Genomic DNA, 22,597 nt, shown 5'->3' on the forward strand with positions numbered 1-22,597 from the left:
TTTTCGTGACTGCAGGAAATTGCAGTAATATAGCGCTCATCAAGTGCAGACAGAGCGAGCTGAGGGGGCAGTGATAGATGGATAGCGGCTTTGTAACGATCAGCATCCTCGTTCTGGCAGGTTTCTTTCTACTGGTCGTGTGGTTCTTTCGAAAAATGGCGCGGGGAGAAATCAGCATGGGCAGCCATATCGCGCTTCTGGTGCTGCTCGCCGCCATGCTGCTCGTGCCTTTCGCCATGAATTTTTCCGCTCATCTGATATCCAGTATTGAACATCGTTCCGACCACTCGGAAGAGGTGTCTTCCCAGCGGGGTGATTATTAGCTTGCGGCGATTTACTTTCGTCTCACAGCTAGATGATCGCACATGACGACCGGCGAACCGATATGCCTCATATCACAAAAGTCTGGCCGCTGTTGACGGGAACAATCCGTTATGAAAGACCATTTCGACCCGTAACCGTGGGCATGGGGAATTTATCGCGGCGCCAATTCTTGCTTATTTGATCGAAACGTCGAACGGACGCATCTTATATGATACGGGTTGCGACTATCGCAAGATTTCCAATCCCATCTTGCGCGCACGTCATTTCGATCCCATGCGTCCTCTGGTTGAGCCGCCCAACATGCAGGAAGGGCAGCGCATTCCCCGTTATCTGGAGAAACTGGGCTTCGGGCCACGGGATGTGGACATCGTGTTTATAGGCCATTTGCATTTCGATCACGTTGGGGGGCTCCATGATTTGCCAGGCTGCACTGTCCATGTCCAGGCGGATGAGGTTGCCGCGGCGCGCACTGGACCGGACGGAAGCGTTTTTGCCGACGAGTTGGCCAACTCAAATCAGTGGGAAATCAAGACAGGCGAATATCTCGTCGCCCCGGGAGTGCATGCGATCAGCAGTCCTGGGCACACGGCTGGACATATGTCGCTCTTCATCGAGCTTCAAAAGGGACCGCCGGTTATCCTGTGTGGAGACGCTGCCGATCTGAGGGAGAATCTGGTGGAGGAAATTGCGCCGGGATACTGCTGGCAGGATAACGCGTCCCTGGCGCTGGGCAGCATCCGCAAGTTAAAGGCGCTGGAGAGCAGGGAAAAGTGCGAGCTCTGGCCTAACCACGATATGGATTTTTTCATGAGCTTGCCACGTTTCCCTGCTTGGAGAGACTGAAAAAGACGGTTGATGGACCGCGGCAAGAGGATTCCTGATATTTTTACTGCGCCTTCTGCTTACTTCGAGGAGTGAGCGCGGCTCTCCGCGTTCACAATCTGTCCTTCACGTATGGCATATTCACGTTTCGCCTGCTCTAACGCCATTTGCCGGTGGGTGGCGGCTGCCCTGATGTTCTCATCTACATTTGCTTCGTATTTGTGAAGGAGAGCTGCGGTATGCGACTTCAAATCCTGCGCCTGGCGTCCGTAGAGATAGCCCTTCTCTTCATAATGCTCGAGTAATTTTTTTTGCTCATCAGCCTTGGTTTGCATTTCCTTGGCCGCGTTCTCAAAATAGTTACTCAACGCATCATGATCGCTGGGAGTTCTGGCATTCTGCGCTGCCCTGCGAATATTCGTGTTCTGAACAGCCTCATGCGGGCTCATTTGGGCACATGCAGCCAGTAAACTGAAGGATAAAATCGCGAAAATTCTCCTTGTTTTCATGTTGCGCTTTCCTTTAAAATCAATGCGGTTAATGCCAAAAGATACCGAAAAGATTACAAAAAACAGTGGAGTAGAATAAATCACAATTCCAGGATAACTCTGCCTGAAAATCAGGAGCAGGGTTGGGTGAAAGCAGAATCAAGGCGGATCAAACCCCGATTATTCTTTATTTGTGAAGGAATTGTAAGAAATCATAGCTATTTTGTCAACTATTTTATGTTTAAAGTGTCTAAAGAAAAGGCGCAGGCTGTCAGTGGTCTATAATGAAGCCGGTAATTCTTATATGACGGGGGTGGAAGGGGGTATATCAGATGCTAAATACGATAGGTGAACGGCAGAAGCAATTGCTTAAGCTTTTGCGTGGAAGCAGGCCAGGCCTGAGTGTGGATGAACTTTCAAAAGGTCTGGAGATTACAAGAAATGCAGTTCGGCAACATCTTTCTTCTCTGGAGGGTGCCGGTCTGGTAACGGCTGGAAATACGCGCCCGTCAGGAGGCGGAAGACCTCAACAGCTTTATGTTCTTACCGAACTTGGCAAGGAGAGTTTTCCCCGTCAGTATTCCTGGCTGGCACAATTGGTATTGGCCTCGGTTCGGCGCGAAGAAGGCGTTGAAAACATGGGTAAGCGCTTGTCTGAAATCGGTGCAGGTATCGCAGAGCAGATACGCGGCCAATATCCGGACTTGAATACCAAGGAGGAAAAAATTGACAAGCTGACAGAAGTAATGGATCAGCTTGGCTACAACGCGAAAAGTGCTACCTTACCAAACGGCGAAAAGGTGATTGAAGCGGATAATTGCGTATTTCACCAGATGGCGGCAAAAGACATGGAAATCTGCCATCTGGACCGCGGACTCATGGAAACTTTTACCGACAGCAAGGTTGAGCAACATGAATGTATGGCTCGCGGGGGAGAATTATGTCGATTCAGGTTTGTATCCAAAAAGGAGTAGTTTCTACTCCTTTTTTTTGCCTCCATTTTCTGTTTTTCCTTTATTGATTTAAATCCCATCACCCCTTCGACAGTAACAGTAATGTCGATTCCACCAGTATATCCACACCGTTTTCCCCCATTATAGCCTTGGCCGGTATATTTTCCCCGGCGCGCCATCTTGCTACTGCATTATGCTTTGATTCGCCGCTCACCAGAAATATTATCCTTCGCGAACGATTTAAACGTGTCGCACTCAGTGACACGCGCTGTGGGGGACGCTTGGGAGAGTTGAATATTGCCAGTGTATCAGGCGAATCCGGCGCCATTCCCCAATCATTACCCGGGAACAGGCTTGCGGTATGGCCATCCGAACCGAGTCCGAGCAGTGTCAAGTCGAAATAACCCACACCGCGCAATGTTTGTGCATACGCTTCCGCAGCTTTATCTGCGCGGGGACCATTGGGGATGGCATGAATCTGGGCCGGAGGAATGGGCACATGGCTAAGCCATGCTTCTTCTGCCATATGGGAATTCAGTTCTTCCTGAGTGGGCGGCATGCAGCGTTCGTCTCCATAATAGATATGCCAGAGAGACCAATCTGCTGGCGCGCTGCATAATCTCCGATAGATTTCGCGCGGCGATTCACCCCCGGCAAGAACGAGATTAAAGCGTCCACGCTCCTGAATGGCAGAGGCGGCGCTATCCAGGATAGCAGCCACGGCTGCATCCTGGAGGGCGGTCAGGTCGGCGTATTCATGCCATCTGTATTGTTGGAGATCGGTTGATTCCATCAGTAGAAATTCCTTTGTTATTTTGATGTGTAACCATAATGAACATTGACGCGGGTTGCTTCGTCAGTCTTGCCGTATGGCCCATCTTCCGCTACCCAGGAAAAATATCGTAAGACCCGAAAATAAATAAAACCCTTGCAATTCAAGCGCCCACCCTCCCGTGTTGGTGAATGTAAATAACTGATCAGAGTGGGCCAATAGAAGCGCAAAAATCATGTTACCGAAGATCAGCAAACCGCCGAGACGCGAGAAAAAACCGAAGATCACCATTAGCGCCGCGACGACTTCACCGAGGTAAACTCCGTAAGCCAGTATGGGCGGTAAATCGATGCCGGTCAGTTGCTTGCTGATGAAATCAAGGGATGCCGGGTTAAGTATTTTGTGCAACCCGTGAAATAGTATCAATACTCCTACAGTCAAGCGCAGAATCAATTTGCCTAAATCATCATTTCGGAGGAAATTTTGCATAAGTATCCTTGAGAAGTTGGATATCGAAGGCCCAAATCCATTCGCTTCTTATTTATCTGGACTTCACCGCTTCACAAATTATTGTGGACCCATCCGGGTAATTATTTGTGACGGTCATATTCCAGATAACCCGTTCAGCATATCATGGCTGGAAGCCGGATCGGCAGTTGACAGGACAAACAACCAAGTTTTAGCGGGTATCGGTAGCCCCCAGGTCATCATTATTTAGCGGAATTTCAGCTAACTCCAATGAGTCGTCAGTAAAGAAATCTGGGAAAGTATCGTATCTTGAGGGACTGGAGCAGGACTGCTTGCCGTCCGTGAGGATGAAGGGAAAAAGTGGGAGTTTGGCTATATCGCTGTGGAATTTCTCCGTATGCTCTTACCTCCCCCCCTTGCTCTTATTTCGGTAAAACAGTTGAGTCATAGGATTCAACAACGCTCAACCTTTGAGTTTTTGACGCAGGGCGATTTTTTTCTTTAAATGTCAAAGCAATTTGACGGTGAGAGGCAGCTTCTCTTGCATCTGCCTTTGCAGCCTCTTCATATTTTCTTACCAGGGCTTCAGTATGCGCTTGCAGGTCCTGCGCTTTTTTTCCGTACAGGTAGCTTTTTTCCTCGTAATGCGCAAGCATCACCTGCAGTTCCTTTATCTTCGCCCGTGATTTTCTTGCTTCATCTTCGTAGTATTTGGCAACCGTCTCATGTTTTTTCATGAGCTCATCTTCGAAATGACTCTCGGCTGCCGCGTGTGCATTTGAGTTCTGCTCATCATTCTGCGCAAGGGTCTGGGTGATCCGGGTATCAGAATGATCAGCCGCCTGGGCGATTGGTGCTAGTAAAATCAACATGATAAGCAGAGTGCCAGTCTGTCTCATTGTTTTACCGGAGCAGAGTATCAAATGGCGTTGCCTTAGCAGGTAAAAAAACGGTGAACGTACTTAATGCTAGTTTATGTAAGTTACTTCGTCAATTTTTTATGTTTAAAGTGGTTCAGGCAAGGGACAGAGGTTGCAGTTGTGCTCAGGGCACCGGAGCAGATAGGGAATAGATCCGAATGCCCGCATCGGTTGCCTGAATGAAATATGCGCATCCTGCGGCAAGAGCGCACGGATTTTTATTGAAGAGGGATGTTACCAGGAGCGGCGCCGATGCAATGGGCAGAAAAATACACTCAACATTGCATCGGCTGCGTTTGTTGCTATTTTGAAAAAATGTTAGCGAACTTCTGTAAGTACAGCGGGTTTTTGTAAGGCGGCTACTCTGTAATTGCTCTTATCGATAGTTGCGATGGAATAGCTGTTTTCTTTGGCAGTGGCGACACCCGCAGCATTAAACCCAGCAAAAACCAGCGCAACGGCCAGGCTCATCGAATAGAAAATGCCCACTGTTCTGCCTTTAATCATCATACCCTCCACGAAATCAATAGCGAAAAAAGCTACTTTTTGAAGCTACGTTTGTTACTTCTTACTACGTTTGTGAAGCATGTGTGAAGAATATGTGAAGAAATCACATTTGTAAAGTATTTTCGATAAAAACTTGCTTTAGTTGAGCCCCCTCAATCTTGCGTTAATTTCCGTTTTTCGATCAGTTGAAGAATGATTGATCCAGCATGAATCTTTCTGCTTGATTAGAAAAGCGTTTGTGAGGACGTTATTTCAGAGCGGCATAAAACCGATTTTATTGGGGAATACGCAGCGAGTTTTGTTACGGTTGAGATTCCGCAACAATTTAGAAAAGAGGGAAGATATCCTCGGAACCGAGGGATAAGATAGCCTGAAGGTATGAAATATTGGTGGCAATATACAGATGTTCATCCATACATTGCTGTTTCTGATTACATCACTCTGAGATTAACTCAGGCAGGAACAGATCCTAATGCAAGTCGAAAATCGTACTCAGCTTTTGAAGGCTGCCACTGGGAGTGAGGGAGGTGGGGTCGTTTTCTTCAAGCTGCGAAGCCATTTGCCGGTGCAGTGCCGCTTCCCTGGTATTGGCTTGCGTCTCCTTCTCATACTTGCGTGCTAATGCGTAAGTATGGGCCAGCATGTCCTGAGCTTCTCTACCGTAGAGATAGCTTTTATCCTCATACTGCTCGAGCAGGTGTTCCTGCTCCTGTGCTTTTGCCTGCGTCTCCACGGCCGCGTTGTCGTAATATCCGGCGACGACTTCGTGATCACTTCTGGTCACCGCGTTACGCGATGCGGCCTCGACATCAAAACTTTCCACCTCGGCCGTTGCCTGGACGGGCAAGCTCATTGCGACTATAAGGCTGAACAGGAAGAATGTAGCGATAATTTTATCGATCTTCATCATCACACCTCTTCAGCATTTTGGAATAACCGAATCAATCACGTTAATAACAGCCAGCTTCTATATGTGAAGAATATGTGAATTTCCAAACTTTGTCAACTTGTTTATGTTTTAAGTGTGATTAGAATGACATCCGTCAACTTTTGCTGATTTGTCATCGCGTTGTTTTTCTTTCCATATTGTAGGGAAGAGTCTCACCTTTCATGTTCTGGGCTTCATTCCCGCTGAGCTGCTTCACATTTTGATATTGAACTATTGATGCTTCTCACGGATCTATAGGGGGCTGGGCAATCGGTAGAAGGAGGGGGAAAACCAGCCAGGCCTGGAGCCGATGATCTTCACCTGATACGTTAATGGACGCGGTTAGGAGCATGTGATGGCTAGCCATCGTTGTGCGAGAGCGCGCCTATGAATGGTTTTCCAGACCTGCTGGAAGGCGCAGTCGCAACTTCCCTAGAAATTGCCAGTATCCACCAGGCAAATAATCGGACCTGTTTCAAGAAACTGTCGCTGTTGAAGATAGCGCTGTTTTTGTTCAGCAAAGCTGTAGGATGGTTTTCCCCTCACGAAGAATGCCGCACAGGTACAATGTGGCACATGCAAAGAAAATATCGTGAGAAGCGAAGTTCCTCGCTCGTTCTGACAGCATCCTTGGATGCTTCCACCAAAGTGGGTCTCCCGAATTGGTTTTCGGGATGTTTTTAGCGCTACTTGCGCTGGGTCTTCCATCAATTTAATTCTTCATTAAATTCTGCAATAAGAAAAAACAGCGGAACTGGATTACTCGCAATGGAACCTTCTCCTGTTTCTATCGAGTCATACGCTGAATCAGAACGCTTTCAGCTCTTTGTTGCCAGCGTCACTGACTACGCGCTTTACATGCTCAGCCCCGAAGGCCGCGTCTGCAGTTGGAATGCGGGTGCGCAGAGGTTTAAAGGCTATACGGCTGAAGAAATCATAGGTCAGCACTTTTCCCGGTTTTATACAGAGGAAGATAGGGCAGCCAACATTCCATTCAAGGCCTTGCAAACGGCAATCAACGAGGGAAGATTCGAAGATGAAGGCTGGCGCGTACGCAAGGATGGCAATCGGTTCTGGGCCAGCATCGTCATTGATCCAATTCGGGATACCAAGGGCACGCTGATTGGCTTCGCTAAAATCACCCGTGACATTACCGAGCGCAAGAAGGCAACCGAGGCTCTGCATGCCAGTGAAGAGCAATTCCGGTTACTGGTCGAGAGCGTGACAGACTACGCGATCTACATGCTGTCGGTGGATGGCACCATTACCAATTGGAATCCAGGGGCACGCCGGATCACTGGTTTCACCCAAACTGAAGCCGTTGGCACTCATTTCTCCCGCTTTTATATAGAGGAAGACAAGGCCGAGGGCTTGCCATTGGTGGCATTACAGACCGCGGAAGCGGAGGGTCGCTTTGAAGGCGAAGGCTGGCGGGTACGGAAAGATGGCTCCAGGTTTTGGGCAAATGTAGTGATAGGCCCAATTAGAAACGATCTTGGCGAATTGATTGGTTTTGCAAAAATCACGCGTGATATCACGGAAAAGCGAGAGGCCGAACAGGCGCTGGAGCGTGCCAAAGAAGCCTTGTTCCAGTCCCAGAAACTGGAAGCGATCGGCAAATTGACGGGCGGTATCGCTCACGACTTCAATAACTTGCTTAACGTCATTGTCAACGGGATTGAAATCCTTATAAAGGAGGCACAGACGCCAACTTCCACCAGGATGATCGAGAGCATGCAGCGCGCTGCCGCTCAGGGGACCATGTTAACGCAACAATTGTTGACGTTTGCTCGTAAGCAACCCTTAAAGCAAGATAAGTACAATTTGAATCACGTCATACGTTCTTTTGAACCGGTACTCCGCAGAGCCAATAAAAGTTCTATTGAGTTTGAGGTGAAACTTGATCCGCTTTTACCACCGGTAATCATCGATGCACCGCACTTCGAGGCGGCGTTATTAAACCTGGTTATCAATGCGCGTGATGCTACGCCCGATGGGGGCGCTATTACATTGAGTACTGAACAACTCGAACTGGGTGAAAAGGAAATCAATGAGCTGCCCGCAGGATGCTATGTGAAAGTTACTGTGAAAGATACCGGCACAGGGATGTCGCCGGAAGTGGCGGCGCAAGCCGTGGAGCCGTTCTTTACCACGAAGGACGTTGGCAAAGGGTCAGGGCTGGGGCTGAGTCAGGTGTACGGGACGATCAAGCAATTCGACGGGGATATGGTAATTGAGACGACGGTGGGCAGAGGCACTGCTATTTCCCTATTCGTGCCAGCGCTGGAAGGGGACACGAATGAAGGTTCCGGTGGCTTGGCAAGCGGAAATGAGAAGGCATTGGTGGTGGATGATCAGGCGGATGTTCTGGATATCACCATTGAATTGTTCCGGAACATGGGCTATGACGTGCTATCCGCAAACACGGGTGAGAATGCACTGGAAATCCTCAAAAAGACGCCGGATATCGATGTTCTATTCAGTGATGTTGTCATGCCAGGGATGAGCGGTATTGATCTTGCCCGAGAGGCACGTAGCCTTCTTCCCAATATCAAAGTAATCTTGGCTTCGGGTTATACCTTTCCTGCATCAAGAGCAGAAAATCCTCCCATGGAAAACTTTAGATTTATAAGGAAGCCTTATCGTATTTCAGAAATAGCCAAAATGCTCCGAATGGCGGACTAGTGTAATTTCCCCATTGGGGACGCCATCTTGATTGAAAAAGTTTTCCCAAGTCAGCCATTCGCTATGGAGCGAAGGAAAGCTTTGATCGCTATTGAATTTTGCAGGATTGCTTCGCATATGCGAAACAATCCATAAGCCACTTGCCAGCCCTTCCTTTGTCCATTTCCTCACCGGACCCGACCTTTTAGCGTTGCTGTTGCTCCAAGCGTAAATATCGCAACCTTCAATCTTAAAGCTATAACTCAGAGCTATGACTCAGCGCGAACACCCTTTCCGGGCCTAAGGGTTTATCGTACGGCTACTCCTTCTTCATTGCATGTCCGCCGAACTGATTGCGGAGCGCCGATAGCAGCTTGTCGGAGAACGAATCAGAATCCCGTGATTGCAATCGTTGCAACAACGACAAGGTAATGACAGGCGCGGCGACGTTCAGGTCTATCGCCTCGGCTACCGTCCAGCGTCCCTCTCCGGAATCGGCAACATAGGGTGCGATGCCTTCGAGACCGGGGTTTTTTTCCAGGGCAGCAGCGGTCAGATCAAGCAGCCAGGATTGAACCACGCTGCCGTAGCGCCAGATTTCCGCAACCTGATGCAAGTCCAGCTTGAATTCTTTCTTATGGTGCATGATTGCAAAACCTTCGCCGTAGGCCTGCATTATTCCGTACTCGATGCCATTGTGGACCATTTTGGTAAAATGACCCGCGCCACATGGACCAACGTGACCCCATCCTTTATTTGGGCCGGGAGCAAGAGTTTCAAAGAGGGGTCGCAGGTGTGCCACCACGGCATCGTTGCCGCCTACCATCATACTGTAGCCGTTTTCAAGGCCCCAGACACCGCCGCTGGTGCCCACATCGACATAGTGAATCTGACGTGTTCTGAGCGTTTCCGCGCGGCGCAGAGTATCCTTGTAATCCGAGTTTCCGCCATCGATGATGACGTCATCAGCCTCCAGCAGCGGCATCAAAATGCCGATGGTTTCATCCACCGGTTTTCCTGACGGAATCATCAGCCAGATGATGCGCTGCGGCTTCAACTTGCTAACCAGCTCCTCCACCGAGGAGGCAGCGACGAGGCCTTTTTCTTCCAACTGCTTCACCGTATCAGTGCTGCGAGCATAACCCGCCACCTGGTGTCCCGCCTGCAGCAGCCGTTGCGACATCGCGCCTCCCATTCGCCCCAATCCAATCATTCCCAGTTCCATGATCCCTCCCTTGGCAATTGTTCTCTGCTGAATAATAATCTTGGACCGGTTCAGGCTGTCTGGTCGCTGGTAGTGAGAATTTCCTGGCGCTTTTTCTTCAGTGAGGCAAGAAGCTTGTCATAGGATGCAGCGAAAGAATCGACCCCATCATTTTGAAGTTTTTCGGTAACTGCGTTGAGATCGATCCCCAGCTCCTTAAGCTGCGCCACGTCGGCTTCAGCTTGTGCGAGTCCTTTTCCAAGAGTTTCGCTAGCCCGTCCGTGATCCCGGAATGCTTCCAGCGTTTTGAGTGGCATCGTATTGATGGTGTCGGGGCCGACCAATTCCTCGACGTACAACACATCCGAATATGCGGGATTTTTTGTGCTGGTGCTGCCCCACAATGTCCGCTGGACGTGCACACCTTTTTCGCGCCAGACAGCAAATGGCTCTCCATAAAATGTCTCGCGGAAGCGTTGATAGGCAAGTTTGGCATTGGCAATGGCAATTTTCCCGCGCAAGGCGAGCGCTTCCTGGGTGCCGATCTTTTCCAGCATGGGATCGATTACGTTATCCACCCGGCTGACGAAAAACGAGGCGACCGAAACAGGCCATATCTTGTTTCCGCCAGGCGAATAAGCATCCCGGCGTTCAAGCCCCGTAATGTACGCATGTGCCACGGCCTCATAGTGGCGCAGAGAGAACATCAGGGTGACATTGACGTTGATGCCTTCGCTTATCAGTTGCTCAATTGCTGGAATTCCCTCGGGGGTAGCGGGAATTTTAATCATGAGATTGGGCCGCTCCACGGCTTGCCATAAGCGCTTGGCTTCCGCGATACTGCCTCCGGTATCGCGTGCTAGGTGGGGTGATACCTCTAGGCTGACGTACCCGTCTCCACCATGGGTTTCATCATATACGGATCGCAATACATCTGCGGCCATGCGAATATCCTCGATAGCCAGCGCCTCGAACAGGGTCTTTTCGGTTTGTTTTTCATTGACCCGCAATAGCTGGCGCAGCGCGTTGTCGTAAGCATCGCTGTGCCCGATTGCCTGCTCGAAAATAGTGGGATTGCTTGTCAGGCCATGCAGCTTGTCCCCGGTTACCAGGCGCTGCAGTTGCCCGCTCTTGATGAGATCGCGGCTGATCGAATCCAGCCAGACGGATTGTCCGAATTGCAATAGCTGTTCCAACGGGTTCATGTATTGTCCTCCGAAAGCGTAGCGCCGCTGCAGTGAGCGGCGGAGTGGATGACGTCATGGATTCGGAAATCCAGTATTCCATGACGGAAGCGCGCTAATCTTGCTGTTTTTTGCGTGCGTGCAGGGGTTGTAGTGAGTTCCCCGAGTAAAGCACAAAGTTAGGACAACGCAATTGCTTTACCATTCAAATTTATTTTCGAGACAAGCTTTTGGAGAACCGGCGTATAGAAAAAGATAATGTCAAAAGTGATTTTTCCATTCCCGGATGGCGGCAAATACGCTGACACGGTCGTTTAGCGGTTTCCCTGCATGGCCGCTGGCGCTTTCGATGACTTCCGCTTCAGTACAGCGCAGGAACGGATTGGTCGCTTTTTCCAGCGCAATGGTGGAGGGCAGGGTGGGCAGGCCTTCGTTACGCAATTTTTCGGCTTCCACTTCGCGCTTCGCCAATGCCTGATTGCTGGGTTCGACTGTTCTTGCGAAGCGGATATTGCTGAGCGTGTATTCATGGCCGCAATAGATCAGAGTGTCCTTGGGCAAATCCGCCAGTTTTTCCAGCGAGTCGACCATTTGCTGCGCTGTACCTTCGAACAACCGTCCGCACCCGCAGCCAAACAGGGTATCACCACAAAAGAGCATGTTTGCGCCATAATAGGCGATATGTCCGGAGGTGTGGCCAGGGATATCGAGCACCCGGAAGCTGAGTGAGAATTCCGGAAGATATACACAGCCTTCTTCGTTTTCTATATCACTGCATTCCTTGAGACGATGGGTGAGCGTCGGAATCGATTCTTTCGCCGGACCAAAGACCGGTACGGCAAATTCCCGCAACAGTTCAGCATTTCCGCCCACGTGATCGGGATGGTGATGAGTATTGAGAATGGCGATGAGCTTCAGCTGTTCGCGGCTCAGATAATCCAGAACAGGGGACGCATCGCCCGGGTCTATAACGGCAGCATGGTAATGATCGCGGATGAGCCAGATGTAATTGTCCTTGAAAGCGTGAATCGGAACGATATTGGGAGTAGTAGTCATGATGGGCGCTATTCAGGTATTTTGGGGCGGCTAGTAGCCGGCGGAGGTGCCCGAAGGGTGAGCAACAAGTCAGGCAGATATTTCTGCTGATTCATGAGCTGAGCGATTTTACATGATCGAGTCATAGACACTGCTGGTTGAACGCCAGTTGACGCTAAATATGCAAACCAAAAGTATAGTCGAGTGGTTTGAAACCTGCCTGGGTCAGTATCTGCTGGAACGGGAGCAAAAATATTTCGATAGGGCGGTGGCAAACGTGTTCGGTTACAACGCCATGCAGATCGGGTTTCCGCAATACGATTTCCTGCACACAAACCGTATGCCGCTCAAGTTTTGTGCGGCCCCTGAAAAAGGAGCGGACGTTCTTGCCACTCCTGACTTTCTGCCGATCGAAACGAACAGCACCGATCTCGTGCTTATGCCCCATATGCTTGAATTCAGCTCCAATCCCCATCAGATACTCCGTGAGGTGCAGCGGATATTGATGCCGGAAGGTAACCTTATTGTTTCCGGTTTCAATCCCCGCAGCCTCTGGGGCATAAGAGGCTTGTTCGGCTCGCCGCGAGAGGGGAGTTTTCCGTGGCGGGGCAATTTCATCGCGTTGCCGCGGCTCAAGGACTGGCTGACATTATTGGATTTTGAAATCACGGAAGACCGCCTATGCTGTTACGCGCCCCCATTCAGTCAGGAGAAATGGCTGAAGCGTTGTCATTTCATGGAAGAGGCAGGAGACCGCTGGTGGCGCTTCTCCGGGGGCGTCTATTTCCTCACGGCGGTGAAGCGTGTTCATGGCATGCGCGTTATCAAGCCTGAATGGAAAGAGGCGAGGGCGAGGAGGAGAGCAATGTCGCCGATTGCACGCAAGATCAAAGGCACAGCCGCCGCGAATGAGCCGCGCAGGGCTGCACGCATTGAAACTTTACCGCAAGGCGAGAAGTGAAAGCGAAATCTGCCGAGGTAGTCGAAATATTTACCGATGGAGCCTGCAAGGGGAATCCGGGGGTGGGCGGGTGGGGCGCATTGCTGCAATACAACGGGCATAGACGCGAATTATTCGGTGGAGAGAAAATGACCACCAATAATCGCATGGAGCTGCTCGCTGTCATTCGAGCGCTGGAAGCGCTGACCAAACCATGTGAAGTACGCTTGCACACCGACTCGTTGTATGTACAGAAGGGTATCAGCGAGTGGATACACGCCTGGAAAAAGCGCGATTGGCGTACCGCCGACAAAAAGCCGGTAAAGAATGATGACTTGTGGAGAGAACTCGATCTGCTGACGCAGCGCCACAAAATAGAATGGCTATGGGTGCGGGGGCATTCGGGCCATGATGGCAACGAATATGCCGATATGCTTGCCAACCGGGGCGTGCAGACGGCGCTGCGGGGCGTTTCTGCAAATTAGACGGGTAATCACCCACTCAATCTCCTAGAAGTCATTCGGCTAGAAGTGATTTTCTGTAAGGCAAAGAGGGAAGAGTTAAACCGGGGGGATTATCCGCAATACAAGAGAAGGGCTAGTTGATGCGGCAGATTTTCATAGATACGGAAACGACGGGACTCGAGCCTAAGCTGGGCCATCGAATTATCGAAATCGGAGCGGTGGAGATGATGAGCCGGCGATTGACAGGGCGCCGCTTCCATCATTATCTCAATCCGGAACGCGAGATCGAGGAGGGCGCCTTGCAGGTGCATGGAATAACCAGCGAATTTCTTCTGGACAAGCGAAGATTCGCTGACGTCGTGCACGAGCTGCTCGAGTTCATCGATGGCGCCGAGCTGATCATGCACAATGCAGCGTTCGACGTCGCATTCCTTGACCATGAGCTGGGGCTCGCCAGCTTGCCAGCTCTCTGCGAATGTTGCCACTCGGTGACCGATACCCTGAAAATGGCGAAAGAGCTGTTTCCCGGTAAAAGGAACAGCCTGGATGCGTTGTGTGAGCGGTACGAGGTGGATAACTCGCGGCGCGCGCTGCACGGTGCGCTGCTGGATGCGGAACTGCTTGCGGAAGTTTATCTTGCCATGACGCGCGGGCAGGAGAGCCTGCTCATGGAACTCGAAGCGCCATCGCCGCTTGATCTCGATATCAGTCTGCATGATTTGCAACTGGTCGTCCTGCCCGCCAGCGCCGAAGAACTGGAAGCGCACGCCCGTCAACTGGAAATGATCGAAAAGGAAAGCAAGGGTAAATGCCTGTGGATGCGGCTCGATCCGGCAGAAGTGTAGTGCCTTGAGGATACAAAGCAAGCGTGGCTACGGCGAAACAAAAAGGAAGTAAAACGGCGTCAAAAAAGCTCAAGCTGGTCGTTTGGTTTTCGCTCTCCCGTTTTTGCTTTCCGATGCTTTCCCTTCGATTTTTCGGTCATGGATGATTGGACAGCAACTGGACTGACAGAAGGCGCACGGAAGCGCGAGCTATCCAGTCCCGTGAAACGGCGCGAATGGGCACTGAGCCCAAGGCGTTTCACCGTTTTGTCGAATCGCTGTCGAATCAGGTCGGCCCAGATGCCTTCCCCGCGCATGCGCCTACCGAAGCTCGAATCGTAATCCTTGCCACCCCTGATGTCGCGCACCCGGTTCATGACCCGGGCAGCGCGATCAGGAAAATGTGCTTCCAGCCACTGCCTGAACAGCGGGCTGATCTCCCAGGGCAGGCGCAACATGACATAGCCTGCATTGATTGCCCCGGCTTCTGCTGCTGCCGTCAGTACTCGCTCCAGATCGGGTTCGGTGACAAACGGAATCACCGGTGCAACGCTGACGCCGACCGGAATTCCGGCATCGGTCAGCGTGCGAATCGTCCGTAGACGGCGTGCTGGAGCACTTGCCCGCGGTTCGAGCGTGCGCGCAACTGCGGGATCGAGAGTGGTGATTGTCACCGCGGCCACAGCCAATCGTCTTGAAGCCATATCGGAGAGCAAATCCATGTCGCGCTCCATCAGCGATGACTTGGAAATCAGCGCGACGGGATGTTCGCACTCACGTAGCACTTCCAGCACGCGCCGTGTCAACCGCAAGTCGCGCTCGCAGGGCTGGTATGCGTCCGTATTGACGCCGAGCGCGATGGGTTCCGGCACATACGATTGTTTTGCCAGCTCCCGTCTCAAAAGCTCCGGCGCATTGATCTTGGCGAATATTTTGCTTTCGAAATCCAGCCCGGGCGACAAGCCCAGGTAACTGTGAGTGGGACGCGCGAAACAGTAGATGCAACCATGTTCGCATCCGCGATAAGGATTGAGCGAAATGCTGAACGGCACATCCGGCGATTGATTGCGGCTTAGTATGGTTTTGGCATGTTCCTCGATGACCTGGGTCTTCCATGTCAAGCTTGTATCCGGCTCGTCATCTTCTGCCTCGTCTCTGTTGGCGGTTCCGATGATACCGCCATTTCCCCAGCCATCATCGATGTCTTCACGCGTCCATTGCTCGTACCGCCCCTGGAGGTTGGATACCGCTCCTCTTCCTTTCTTTGCTTTCAAGGGCGGCTGCACAAATGGCGGCTCAGCTTCCATGTGTGAATCAGCGTCGGACATGGGAGTGTATTAGAAATAGACGTTGTATGGCCATGGTTAGAAGCAATGAAATCAGGCTCGATCCCTAGGCATACGTTATTCGCTTGCGTTTGGTTTATCGCTTCCGAGGAGCATCGATTTCAGTCCGAGATAGCGTGGAGGCGGCTCGGGGATAGGCTCAGGAGTGAGTTTTGCCAGTTCTTCTTCGAGTTGCGTATTGCGCTGCTCCAGGGCAGCCTTGTCTTCCTCCAGTTTGCTCACCTGTCGGCGAAGACGGGCACTCACCCATTGATTCTTGATGAAGCTAGGCCACGAGAGCAATACTGAAATGGTTGCTCCTATGCCCCCTGCAATCACCAGCATCATGGCGAGCGAACTATCGAAGCTCCATATGCCAAATGTCACTGTCACAATCATATCGTTTTGCAGAGCGAATGCGATAGCAAGAATGGCGAGAGCAATAGCGAATATCAAATAATATTGCATGATTTTTCCCGCAATGGTTGGTCGGTCAGGGATCGGCGGAAACAGGAATAAGCTTAACACTAAACATATTATGACGAGAAAACCAATCCATCATTTACGCAATCCCTGAATTTCTTCACGCAGGGCGGCAATCTCCGCCCGAAGCCCAGCGATGGCTTCAGCTCCTGCAATCTCCGTATCGGGATTTTCGGCATCCCGTCCCACGAAAAAAGTAGCCAATGTGGCGGTGACATAACCGAACATGGCAAAGCTGTACAGCGCAAGAAAAAAGCATAACACCCGCCCTTCCGCGGTCTGCGGCCAATACTCGGAACCCATCGTAGTCATGATCATGGCTGTCCACCACACGGCGGCGCCATAGGTATGCAAGCCCCCCTCCGTATTATTGTTCGGGTTATTCTCGAAACCATACATTCCTGCTGCTCCGGCGAGGGTAACGATCAGTGTCAGTAAGAGGACGTAGCCAAAGCCTCGCCTGCGCATCGTGGCCCCCAGTGCACGCATGCCCCGGTTGACGCTGCTCAATACCCGCAGCAACCTCAGGCCACGCGACATTCCCGCGACCCTGCCGAGGCGCGCAAGCCGCATAATGCGAACGAGCCGGAGGGCGCGTAACGCAGGAGCCATAAGGGCGATGCCGCTGAGCCAGTTCTTTTTAAGATAGTCCAGTTTTCCCGGCGCCAGCCAAAACTCCAAAATAAAATCGAGAATAAAAATTACCCAGATGATGTATCCCACTGATTCAATCAGAGGGTTGAGTCCCCAGACAATCTCCACCACCATCAATGCAAGCCATATGAAAGCGAGTACCAGCATGGGTATCTCCAGCCAATCCTGCAGCTGTTGCAGAAGCGTCTGGCGCTCGTCCACTATCCTGTCCCGCAAGGGGAACGGTTGTTCATTCATATCATAATTCTCCTCGAAGCCAATCCAGGTTCTATATCCATGCTATCTTTGAAGAAGGAAGCCGAAATCGTTGCTGATAGCCTCTCCCTTTCTTAATTTAAGTACAAGGGATACCAGCAAAGCGTGGCGACGGCAATGCCATTCAGTTGAGCAAAATGCCAAAAGAGTATCGCCAGAGATTGCCGCGAACATGCGATCCCGGACTCATGATATTCATGCGGAATTACCCGGATAACATGAAACCCATCATTCTTGCACTGCTGCTGCTTTTTTCGGGAGTGATGGACTCGACGCGCGCTCAGGTTGTGCCAGGTACCGTTGGGAAGTCGGATATTAAACCTGATCCCAGAATAGCAGAGCTTGAGATGGCTTTGAATCACCTGAGCCAGGAACAACAGACTGTTTACCAGCAATTCCAGATGATTCAGGAATTGCGGCGCAACGAAATACAGGATAGCCAGCCACTCACCGTGCAAGGCTACCTGACAATGGGCGGAGTGAAGGATGCGCCGCCGACAAATTACGATGACAATATCAGGCTGCAGCGGGAGCGCACGGAACGCATCCAGCAATACACCCGCGACCTGAACCAGTTGTATGCACGCTATGCCGAACTGGGAAATCAGAAGAAGGCACTTCTGGACCAGCTCACGGAACTGGCTGCCCAACAGGCGCAGGCTGGGCGCTAGCCTCCCGACATCGCGCCGCATTCGATCGGAGGCTAATCAGGAGGGGTATTTCATGGCTATTTGAGGCAATCGTGCGTCGGGTTCTTGTCGGCACAGCCGGAAAGCGCGAAGGATTTCTGAAGCGGCTCGGTATCATCCGAAGCTACGTCTTCATCAATACCTTCCTCTACAGCGTATATGGCCAAGGCGGAGGAACACGTCATATCGCAAATCCGTTGATTGCCGCTTACCCCAACCGGTGGATTGCGGCGATTCTTGGCCGACATATGCGTTTATCGAGGCTGCACCCGCGGAATTGCTCGCCTATGCGGAAATTCGCGCACTGGTTGGCGGCACCACCAGCATACAAGAGTCTCCCCCTAGCACCTGTCCGTTGGACGGATGGCTGGTGCAAAATATCGAAGATGAAACGCTCAATGGGGAAATCGGACGTCATCAAGTACTTGCCTCGAGGCTCACCCTCAAACCCGAGCAGCTTGGCGAGCGTGCGATCAGCATGCGGCAGGGTGCCACCTTCATTTACCATTGTGCGGAGGGTCGTCCCGGTTCGATCGTCCAGCGCGAGTACCGGGCTGCTCATACCGCGGGATGCTTGCAGCGCAGACTGGTCGCCATTCATACCAATGCTGTCGACCTCGCCTCATACGATACCTGGAGCAATTCGGAGGCAATAGTCCGGTCTCCATTCTCGAATCTGTGGCTGTATGGCACGACCACTGATGTTCCATCAGCATTGGCACGAGAGATCAGCCTATGCATCGGATCGGACTGGGGCCCATCCGGAACACGAAATGTACTCGGTGAATTGAAGGTCGCTTCCCTGGTAAGCGAAGCGAAAGGATGGGGATTGTCTCCCTTCGATCTGGTTAAAATGATTACTGCCAATCCGGGAGATGTGCTGGCCGAAGCATGGCAGCGGCAGGCAGGGCGGCAGCAACCCGGGGCACTGGGGATATATTGCCTGACAACGGCCTGATCCTTGATCTGCGGGGTAACCCCGGCGGGCTGATCTGGGCGGCGGAGCGCTTGCTACAGCTCTTTACGCCAAACCCGATAAAACCGGCACGCTTCAGCCTGCTCGCTTCTCCTATGACGCGGGCCATGGCCTTCAGTCCCTTCAATCGCATGGAGTTTGAAGCGTGGCTACCTTCACTTGAGGCGGCGATAGCAACGGGAGAACCGTACTCGCAATCATTGCCGCTAACCGAGCCTGCCTGGTGTAACGATATTGGCCAGAAATACAGCGGGCCTGTTGTATGTGTTGTCGATCCAAATACTTATTCATCGGGTGACTTATTCGCCGCAGGTTTCGTGGATAATGAAATAGGCCTAGTGGTTTGCGTGGGAGAAGCTACCGGTGCCGGCGGAGCGAATGTGTGGACGCATTTTGACTTGAGCGAAGCCCTGCGCAGCACATCCTTTGAACTGAACGCCCTGCCCCCGGACGGGCTACACTCTCGCCATCCGCCGTGCGCTGCGTAGCGGTGCAGCGGACGGGTTGCCAATCGAAGACCTGGGCGTTCCCGGAATCGGGTATGAAATGACACTTGACGATCTGCTACGCGAAAACCGGGACTTGATCGCATTTTGCGCCGGCCTTCTTTCCGGCATTCCGCACACGGCGATGAAAGTGCAGATTGAGGAGCGTACCATGAGCATAGCAACAAAAGGTCTGGACGAACTGGAAACATACATGAACGGACTTCCGTTTGAAGCAGTGCGTCGCATCAGCGATGGAGCACTTCAACTGCCCCTGCCTGATGCGGAAATAATCGAGTTTGTTGGTCGTCGCAATGGCGAAATCTGTCAGCGGCGAAGGTTGGTGTTAAATGCCGGCTGAGGTGGCGTTTTCACCAAGAGGGACCGGAGAAGCGCCTGTAATCACACAAATCACGCAATTGGAAATCCTCGACTGGGAAAGTGTGCTAGCTACGGATGCAGCGACCGCAGGCGGCAAAGCATGGCATCTGGCACGATTGAAGCAATTGGGTCTGCCGGTGCCGGAGGGACTGGTTATCCCGGCTGACTGGCGACCCTTGCATGACGATGAGGCGATCCCTCCCGAATTGTCGGCAGCATTGCAAAAGGCTCTTGCCACCCGTGGCTGGTTGAATCAGCCGCTGGCAGTACGCTCTTCGGCTGCCGGTGAAGACTCAGTCACGGCTTCGTTTGCAGGTATTTACCGTACTTGCCTGAATGTATGCGGTACCGAACAGGTACAGCTTGCGGTCCGGGAAGTGTGGGCCTCATTATCCTCTCCCACCGCTATCGCTTATCGTCAAAGATTGAACCCGGGCGCATCCATGCCAGGCATGGCAGTAATCGTCATGCCACTGCTGCCTGCCATTGCTTCCGGCATCGCCTTCACCTGCGACCCGATTACCGGACGTGACGACAGGCTCGTCATCCACGCGCAATGGGGATTGGGCGAATCGCTGGTTGGGGGACAGGCAACGGGCGATGAATACGTTTTTGGCGAAGATTTGCTCGATGATCACTGGGTATTACTGCACGAGCGGATCGGCAGTAAGGCGACCAAGGCAGTTGCGCGGCCGGAAGGCGGAACGGCAATGGTTCCGACATCCGCCGCCGAAGCAACGGGATCCGTTCTTTCGCCCGATCAGGCGCTAGCCCTGGCTGAACTGCTGCGCGACGCGGCGGTGGCCCTGGACTTCACCCACCCATTCTACGATCTGGAATGGGTATGGGACGGCGAACAGTTCTGGTTGACCCAGGCCCGACCAGTCACTGCCCGACCCCATTACACCTATCCCGCGCTGCAAACGCAACCTGCCTACTGGACGCGTGGCAACACCTGCGAAGTCGTTCCCGAGCCGCTGTCACCGATTGATTGGTGCAATGCGCGCAGACTCGTTAACGAACTGCTCACACAGGGCTACATTCTGGCCGGTTATCCATTGCTGCCGGGATTGCAGCGTGCGGGACTGTTCCATGGCCGCCTTTATTTACAGCTTTCCCTGTTGCAGTGGGAAGTTTTCGATGCATTAGGAGTGATTCCCCAGCTGACAAATTCGCTGATTGGCGGCAGGCAGCCGGAAATTACGCTGCCGACTGCAAGTCCTGTCGATGGTTTCGCACGTTTGCGAAGGGTCGTGCGTTATATGCTGCGCTCTCCAGGCCAGCGCCGCCGTGGTCAGCGCGCCATAGAGCGTGCCATGGCCGAGGCGGTTCAGTGGCGCAAGCAGCCCCTTCCCAAGGATGCAGCAGGGTTGCGAGCCGAAATTCTTCGTCATTTTCAAGTCGCCCGCAGCGCGGCCGATTTGTTTTTCTTGCAGGGTTCAGGTGGCGGAAGTCTGGCAATGCTGGTCGAGCAGCTGGATAAGTGCTTTCCGGGTGAAGGATATGCATTGGCTACCGCTTTGCTCGCCGGTGGAGAGCCAAGCGTTACCGCACGCCAGTCGTATGAACTGATGGCTCTGGCGCGTTTGGGGCGGGAGAAGGGGAACGTAGAAGCTTCCAGCGATCATGAGCATCCAGAAAACTCCAAGTTTCAGGATGCCTTCAATGAGTTTCTTGAGCGTTACGGGCATCGAGGATTGTATGAAAGTTACTTCCGGAATCCGAGATGGCGGGAGGCACCGGAATATTTACTATCGCAACTGGAGCAACTGGCCGAAGTGGATGAGGCGGCGTTGCAGGTTCGCCAGAAAGCGGCGGTGACTGAAGCGCTGGCGCGCATCCGATCCGGCGTACCGTTCTGGAAACGCACATTTATCCTGAAATTGGCAAAGGCAGCGACGCAGGAATGCAACCAGCGTGAAGCTGCACGCAGCGCTCTGACGGCACTGATGGAGCCCGGGCGGTATCTGCTGCTCGCAGCCGGACGCTATCTGGTTGAACAGGGAGTGCTGGTGCAGGAAGCGGATATTTTTCACCTCATGCTCTCCGAGATATTGCGTGTGCTGGATGGCGATATTCCCGAGACTGGAGTAAAGGCTCGCGTGAGCGAGCGGAAGAAGCTTTTCGAACAATGGTCGCAGGAAACGGCACCCGCTGTTCTGGTCGAGGCATCGAGGCATTCAAGGCAGGGCTGGCAGGCACATGAGTCCGCCGCAGTCTCAGTCACAGCCTCAAATAACTCACGTCGTTACCAGGGCATACCGACCGGCACAGGCTTGGCAAGAGGTAAAGTCCGCCTTCTGCTCCACCCGTCCGAGGGGTACAAATTGCAGGAGGGCGATATTCTGGTTGCTCCCTCTACCGATCCCGGCTGGACGCCTCTTTTCCTCAGAGCGGCAGGATTGGTTGTAGAGACGGGCGGTTATCTCTCCCACGGAGCAATCGTTGCCCGTGAGTTTGCTATTCCTGCGGTCGTTAACTTGACAGGAGTGTTGGCCGAACTGAAGGATGGGGATATGGTGGAAGTCGATGGCATGAGTGGCGGGGTGACGTTGCTTGAACGAAATGGGCAGTAACGGATCGCCTTAGCAATAACGGACCGGCTTGGCTAAAGGAGGAAATAGCTCGAATCAGCTACCGAATCAGCTATCTATTTGCCAGCTAGACAATATGACTGACTTGACAGCAACGATATAAACGACTAGCGTTTCAATCAGTTGCCGAGCTACGGCAGCTCAATCCACCTTGCTGGTTCCTGTTTTTGCGTGATGCCCAGCGGGCACCCCCTTATATCAGGGTGATATATGCCCGATTCCGGTTCACCTGAAACAGATGAGTGTGGTTGATCCGTC

At 52.3% G+C, this 22,597-nt stretch carries 25 protein-coding genes; 12 read left to right on the forward strand and 13 right to left on the reverse strand.

The genetic code is table 11. The features are described from left to right. The first annotated feature begins 77 nt into the window (after window positions 1–77). Together BMW46_RS13100 and BMW46_RS13105 are read left to right on the forward strand one after the other, a co-directional pair. On the forward strand, window positions 78–323 hold the full coding sequence (locus BMW46_RS13100; protein ID WP_074709109.1) for a hypothetical protein: 246 nt from the start codon (window positions 78–80) through the stop codon (window positions 321–323). Window positions 324–501: 178 nt separating this feature from the next. Then, entirely contained in the window at window positions 502–1,167 is a 666-nt protein-coding gene (locus tag BMW46_RS13105; protein WP_218141800.1) for an N-acyl homoserine lactonase family protein, read from the forward strand. 59 nt (window positions 1,168–1,226) lie between these two features. Here the strand turns inward: BMW46_RS13105 and BMW46_RS13110 are convergent, their stop codons facing one another. Next, entirely contained in the window at window positions 1,227–1,739 is a 513-nt protein-coding gene (locus BMW46_RS13110; RefSeq protein ID WP_371113518.1) for a hypothetical protein, read from the reverse strand. Between the two features lie 227 nt (window positions 1,740–1,966). On the opposite strand from BMW46_RS13110, the gene BMW46_RS13115 reads away from it, so the two are divergent. Next, the gene (locus tag BMW46_RS13115) at window positions 1,967–2,608 is read left to right on the forward strand and encodes a helix-turn-helix transcriptional regulator (RefSeq protein WP_011380956.1); all 642 of its coding nucleotides are present in this window, start codon (window positions 1,967–1,969) and stop codon (window positions 2,606–2,608) included. Between the two features lie 58 nt (window positions 2,609–2,666). On the opposite strand, the gene pgl is transcribed toward BMW46_RS13115, so the two are convergent. From pgl to BMW46_RS13140, 5 genes are all read right to left on the reverse strand, one after another. Next, window positions 2,667–3,380: a 6-phosphogluconolactonase gene (gene pgl, locus BMW46_RS13120; RefSeq protein WP_074709110.1), complete on the reverse strand. Its 714-nt coding sequence runs from the start codon at window positions 3,378–3,380 to the stop codon at window positions 2,667–2,669. Between the two features lie 63 nt (window positions 3,381–3,443). Continuing rightward, on the reverse strand, window positions 3,444–3,848 hold the full coding sequence (locus BMW46_RS13125; protein ID WP_074709111.1) for a DoxX family protein: 405 nt from the start codon (window positions 3,846–3,848) through the stop codon (window positions 3,444–3,446). Between the two features lie 401 nt (window positions 3,849–4,249). Continuing rightward, a complete protein-coding gene (locus BMW46_RS13130; protein ID WP_143121472.1) occupies window positions 4,250–4,726 on the reverse strand; it encodes a hypothetical protein in 477 nt (158 codons plus the stop codon). 339 nt (window positions 4,727–5,065) lie between these two features. Further along, window positions 5,066–5,257, reverse strand: a complete 192-nt coding sequence (locus BMW46_RS13135) for a hypothetical protein (RefSeq protein WP_143121473.1) — start codon at window positions 5,255–5,257, stop codon at window positions 5,066–5,068. A gap of 466 nt (window positions 5,258–5,723) precedes the next feature. Next, window positions 5,724–6,164 carry a hypothetical protein gene (locus BMW46_RS13140; protein ID WP_256377068.1) on the reverse strand — a complete coding sequence of 147 codons (441 nt, stop codon included), beginning with the start codon at window positions 6,162–6,164 and terminating at the stop codon, window positions 5,724–5,726. A 786-nt stretch (window positions 6,165–6,950) separates the two neighbouring features. Here BMW46_RS13140 and BMW46_RS13150 point away from each other — a divergent pair. Continuing rightward, window positions 6,951–8,867 carry a hybrid sensor histidine kinase/response regulator gene (locus tag BMW46_RS13150; protein WP_074709115.1) on the forward strand — a complete coding sequence of 639 codons (1,917 nt, stop codon included), beginning with the start codon at window positions 6,951–6,953 and terminating at the stop codon, window positions 8,865–8,867. Between the two features lie 298 nt (window positions 8,868–9,165). Here BMW46_RS13150 and gnd read toward each other — a convergent pair whose 3' ends face one another. The 3 genes from gnd to gloB form a co-directional block, all read right to left on the reverse strand. After that, a complete protein-coding gene (gene gnd / locus BMW46_RS13155; RefSeq protein ID WP_074709116.1) occupies window positions 9,166–10,071 on the reverse strand; it encodes a phosphogluconate dehydrogenase (NAD(+)-dependent, decarboxylating) in 906 nt (301 codons plus the stop codon). 50 nt (window positions 10,072–10,121) lie between these two features. After that, entirely contained in the window at window positions 10,122–11,255 is a 1,134-nt protein-coding gene (tal, locus tag BMW46_RS13160; RefSeq protein ID WP_074709117.1) for a transaldolase, read from the reverse strand. A 240-nt stretch (window positions 11,256–11,495) separates the two neighbouring features. Beyond that, window positions 11,496–12,290 carry a hydroxyacylglutathione hydrolase gene (gloB, locus tag BMW46_RS13165; RefSeq protein WP_074709118.1) on the reverse strand — a complete coding sequence of 265 codons (795 nt, stop codon included), beginning with the start codon at window positions 12,288–12,290 and terminating at the stop codon, window positions 11,496–11,498. Window positions 12,291–12,450: 160 nt separating this feature from the next. On the opposite strand from gloB, the gene BMW46_RS13170 reads away from it, so the two are divergent. The 3 genes from BMW46_RS13170 to dnaQ all read left to right on the forward strand — a co-directional run bounded on the left by BMW46_RS13170 (window position 12,451) and on the right by dnaQ (window position 14,518). Next, complete coding sequence (locus tag BMW46_RS13170) at window positions 12,451–13,230, forward strand: class I SAM-dependent methyltransferase (protein ID WP_074709119.1); 780 nt, start codon at window positions 12,451–12,453, stop codon at window positions 13,228–13,230. Then, complete coding sequence (rnhA, locus tag BMW46_RS13175) at window positions 13,227–13,694, forward strand: ribonuclease HI (protein ID WP_074709120.1); 468 nt, start codon at window positions 13,227–13,229, stop codon at window positions 13,692–13,694. The genes BMW46_RS13170 and rnhA overlap by 4 nt, the downstream gene beginning before the upstream one ends. A 119-nt stretch (window positions 13,695–13,813) precedes the next feature. Further along, the gene (gene dnaQ / locus BMW46_RS13180; protein ID WP_074709121.1) at window positions 13,814–14,518 is read left to right on the forward strand and encodes a DNA polymerase III subunit epsilon; all 705 of its coding nucleotides are present in this window, start codon (window positions 13,814–13,816) and stop codon (window positions 14,516–14,518) included. A 59-nt stretch (window positions 14,519–14,577) separates the two neighbouring features. Here dnaQ and BMW46_RS13185 read toward each other — a convergent pair whose 3' ends face one another. From BMW46_RS13185 to BMW46_RS13195, 3 genes are all read right to left on the reverse strand, one after another. Beyond that, the gene (locus tag BMW46_RS13185) at window positions 14,578–15,804 is read right to left on the reverse strand and encodes a PA0069 family radical SAM protein (protein ID WP_256377069.1); all 1,227 of its coding nucleotides are present in this window, start codon (window positions 15,802–15,804) and stop codon (window positions 14,578–14,580) included. Between the two features lie 96 nt (window positions 15,805–15,900). Further along, entirely contained in the window at window positions 15,901–16,290 is a 390-nt protein-coding gene (locus BMW46_RS13190) for a LapA family protein (protein WP_074709123.1), read from the reverse strand. A 90-nt stretch (window positions 16,291–16,380) separates the two neighbouring features. Continuing rightward, on the reverse strand, window positions 16,381–17,196 hold the full coding sequence (locus BMW46_RS13195) for a potassium channel family protein (RefSeq protein WP_074709124.1): 816 nt from the start codon (window positions 17,194–17,196) through the stop codon (window positions 16,381–16,383). 236 nt (window positions 17,197–17,432) lie between these two features. Between BMW46_RS13195 and BMW46_RS13200 the strand changes: the two genes are divergently transcribed. Continuing rightward, window positions 17,433–17,885, forward strand: coding sequence for a hypothetical protein (locus BMW46_RS13200; RefSeq protein ID WP_074709141.1), 453 nt, complete (start codon window positions 17,433–17,435; stop codon window positions 17,883–17,885). 56 nt (window positions 17,886–17,941) lie between these two features. Here the strand turns inward: BMW46_RS13200 and BMW46_RS15450 are convergent, their stop codons facing one another. Beyond that, complete coding sequence (locus BMW46_RS15450; protein WP_177171097.1) at window positions 17,942–18,088, reverse strand: hypothetical protein; 147 nt, start codon at window positions 18,086–18,088, stop codon at window positions 17,942–17,944. A gap of 185 nt (window positions 18,089–18,273) precedes the next feature. On the opposite strand from BMW46_RS15450, the gene BMW46_RS13210 reads away from it, so the two are divergent. The 4 genes from BMW46_RS13210 to BMW46_RS13225 are packed head-to-tail and all read left to right on the forward strand — an operon-like array spanning window position 18,274 to window position 22,321. Next, the gene (locus BMW46_RS13210) at window positions 18,274–18,861 is read left to right on the forward strand and encodes an amidohydrolase family protein (RefSeq protein WP_177171098.1); all 588 of its coding nucleotides are present in this window, start codon (window positions 18,274–18,276) and stop codon (window positions 18,859–18,861) included. Then, window positions 18,843–19,367 (forward strand): S41 family peptidase, encoded by a 525-nt coding sequence (locus BMW46_RS15620; protein ID WP_074709125.1) that lies wholly within the window; start codon window positions 18,843–18,845, stop codon window positions 19,365–19,367. The genes BMW46_RS13210 and BMW46_RS15620 overlap by 19 nt, the downstream gene beginning before the upstream one ends. 16 nt (window positions 19,368–19,383) lie before the next feature. Continuing rightward, the gene (locus BMW46_RS15625; protein ID WP_218141801.1) at window positions 19,384–19,725 is read left to right on the forward strand and encodes a hypothetical protein; all 342 of its coding nucleotides are present in this window, start codon (window positions 19,384–19,386) and stop codon (window positions 19,723–19,725) included. Next, window positions 19,715–22,321, forward strand: a complete 2,607-nt coding sequence (locus BMW46_RS13225; protein WP_256377070.1) for a PEP/pyruvate-binding domain-containing protein — start codon at window positions 19,715–19,717, stop codon at window positions 22,319–22,321. The genes BMW46_RS15625 and BMW46_RS13225 overlap by 11 nt, the downstream gene beginning before the upstream one ends. Window positions 22,322–22,597 lie beyond the last annotated feature (276 nt).

It is taken from the genome of Nitrosospira multiformis (genome assembly GCF_900111585.1).
Classification (GTDB): domain Bacteria; phylum Pseudomonadota; class Gammaproteobacteria; order Burkholderiales; family Nitrosomonadaceae; genus Nitrosospira; species Nitrosospira multiformis_B.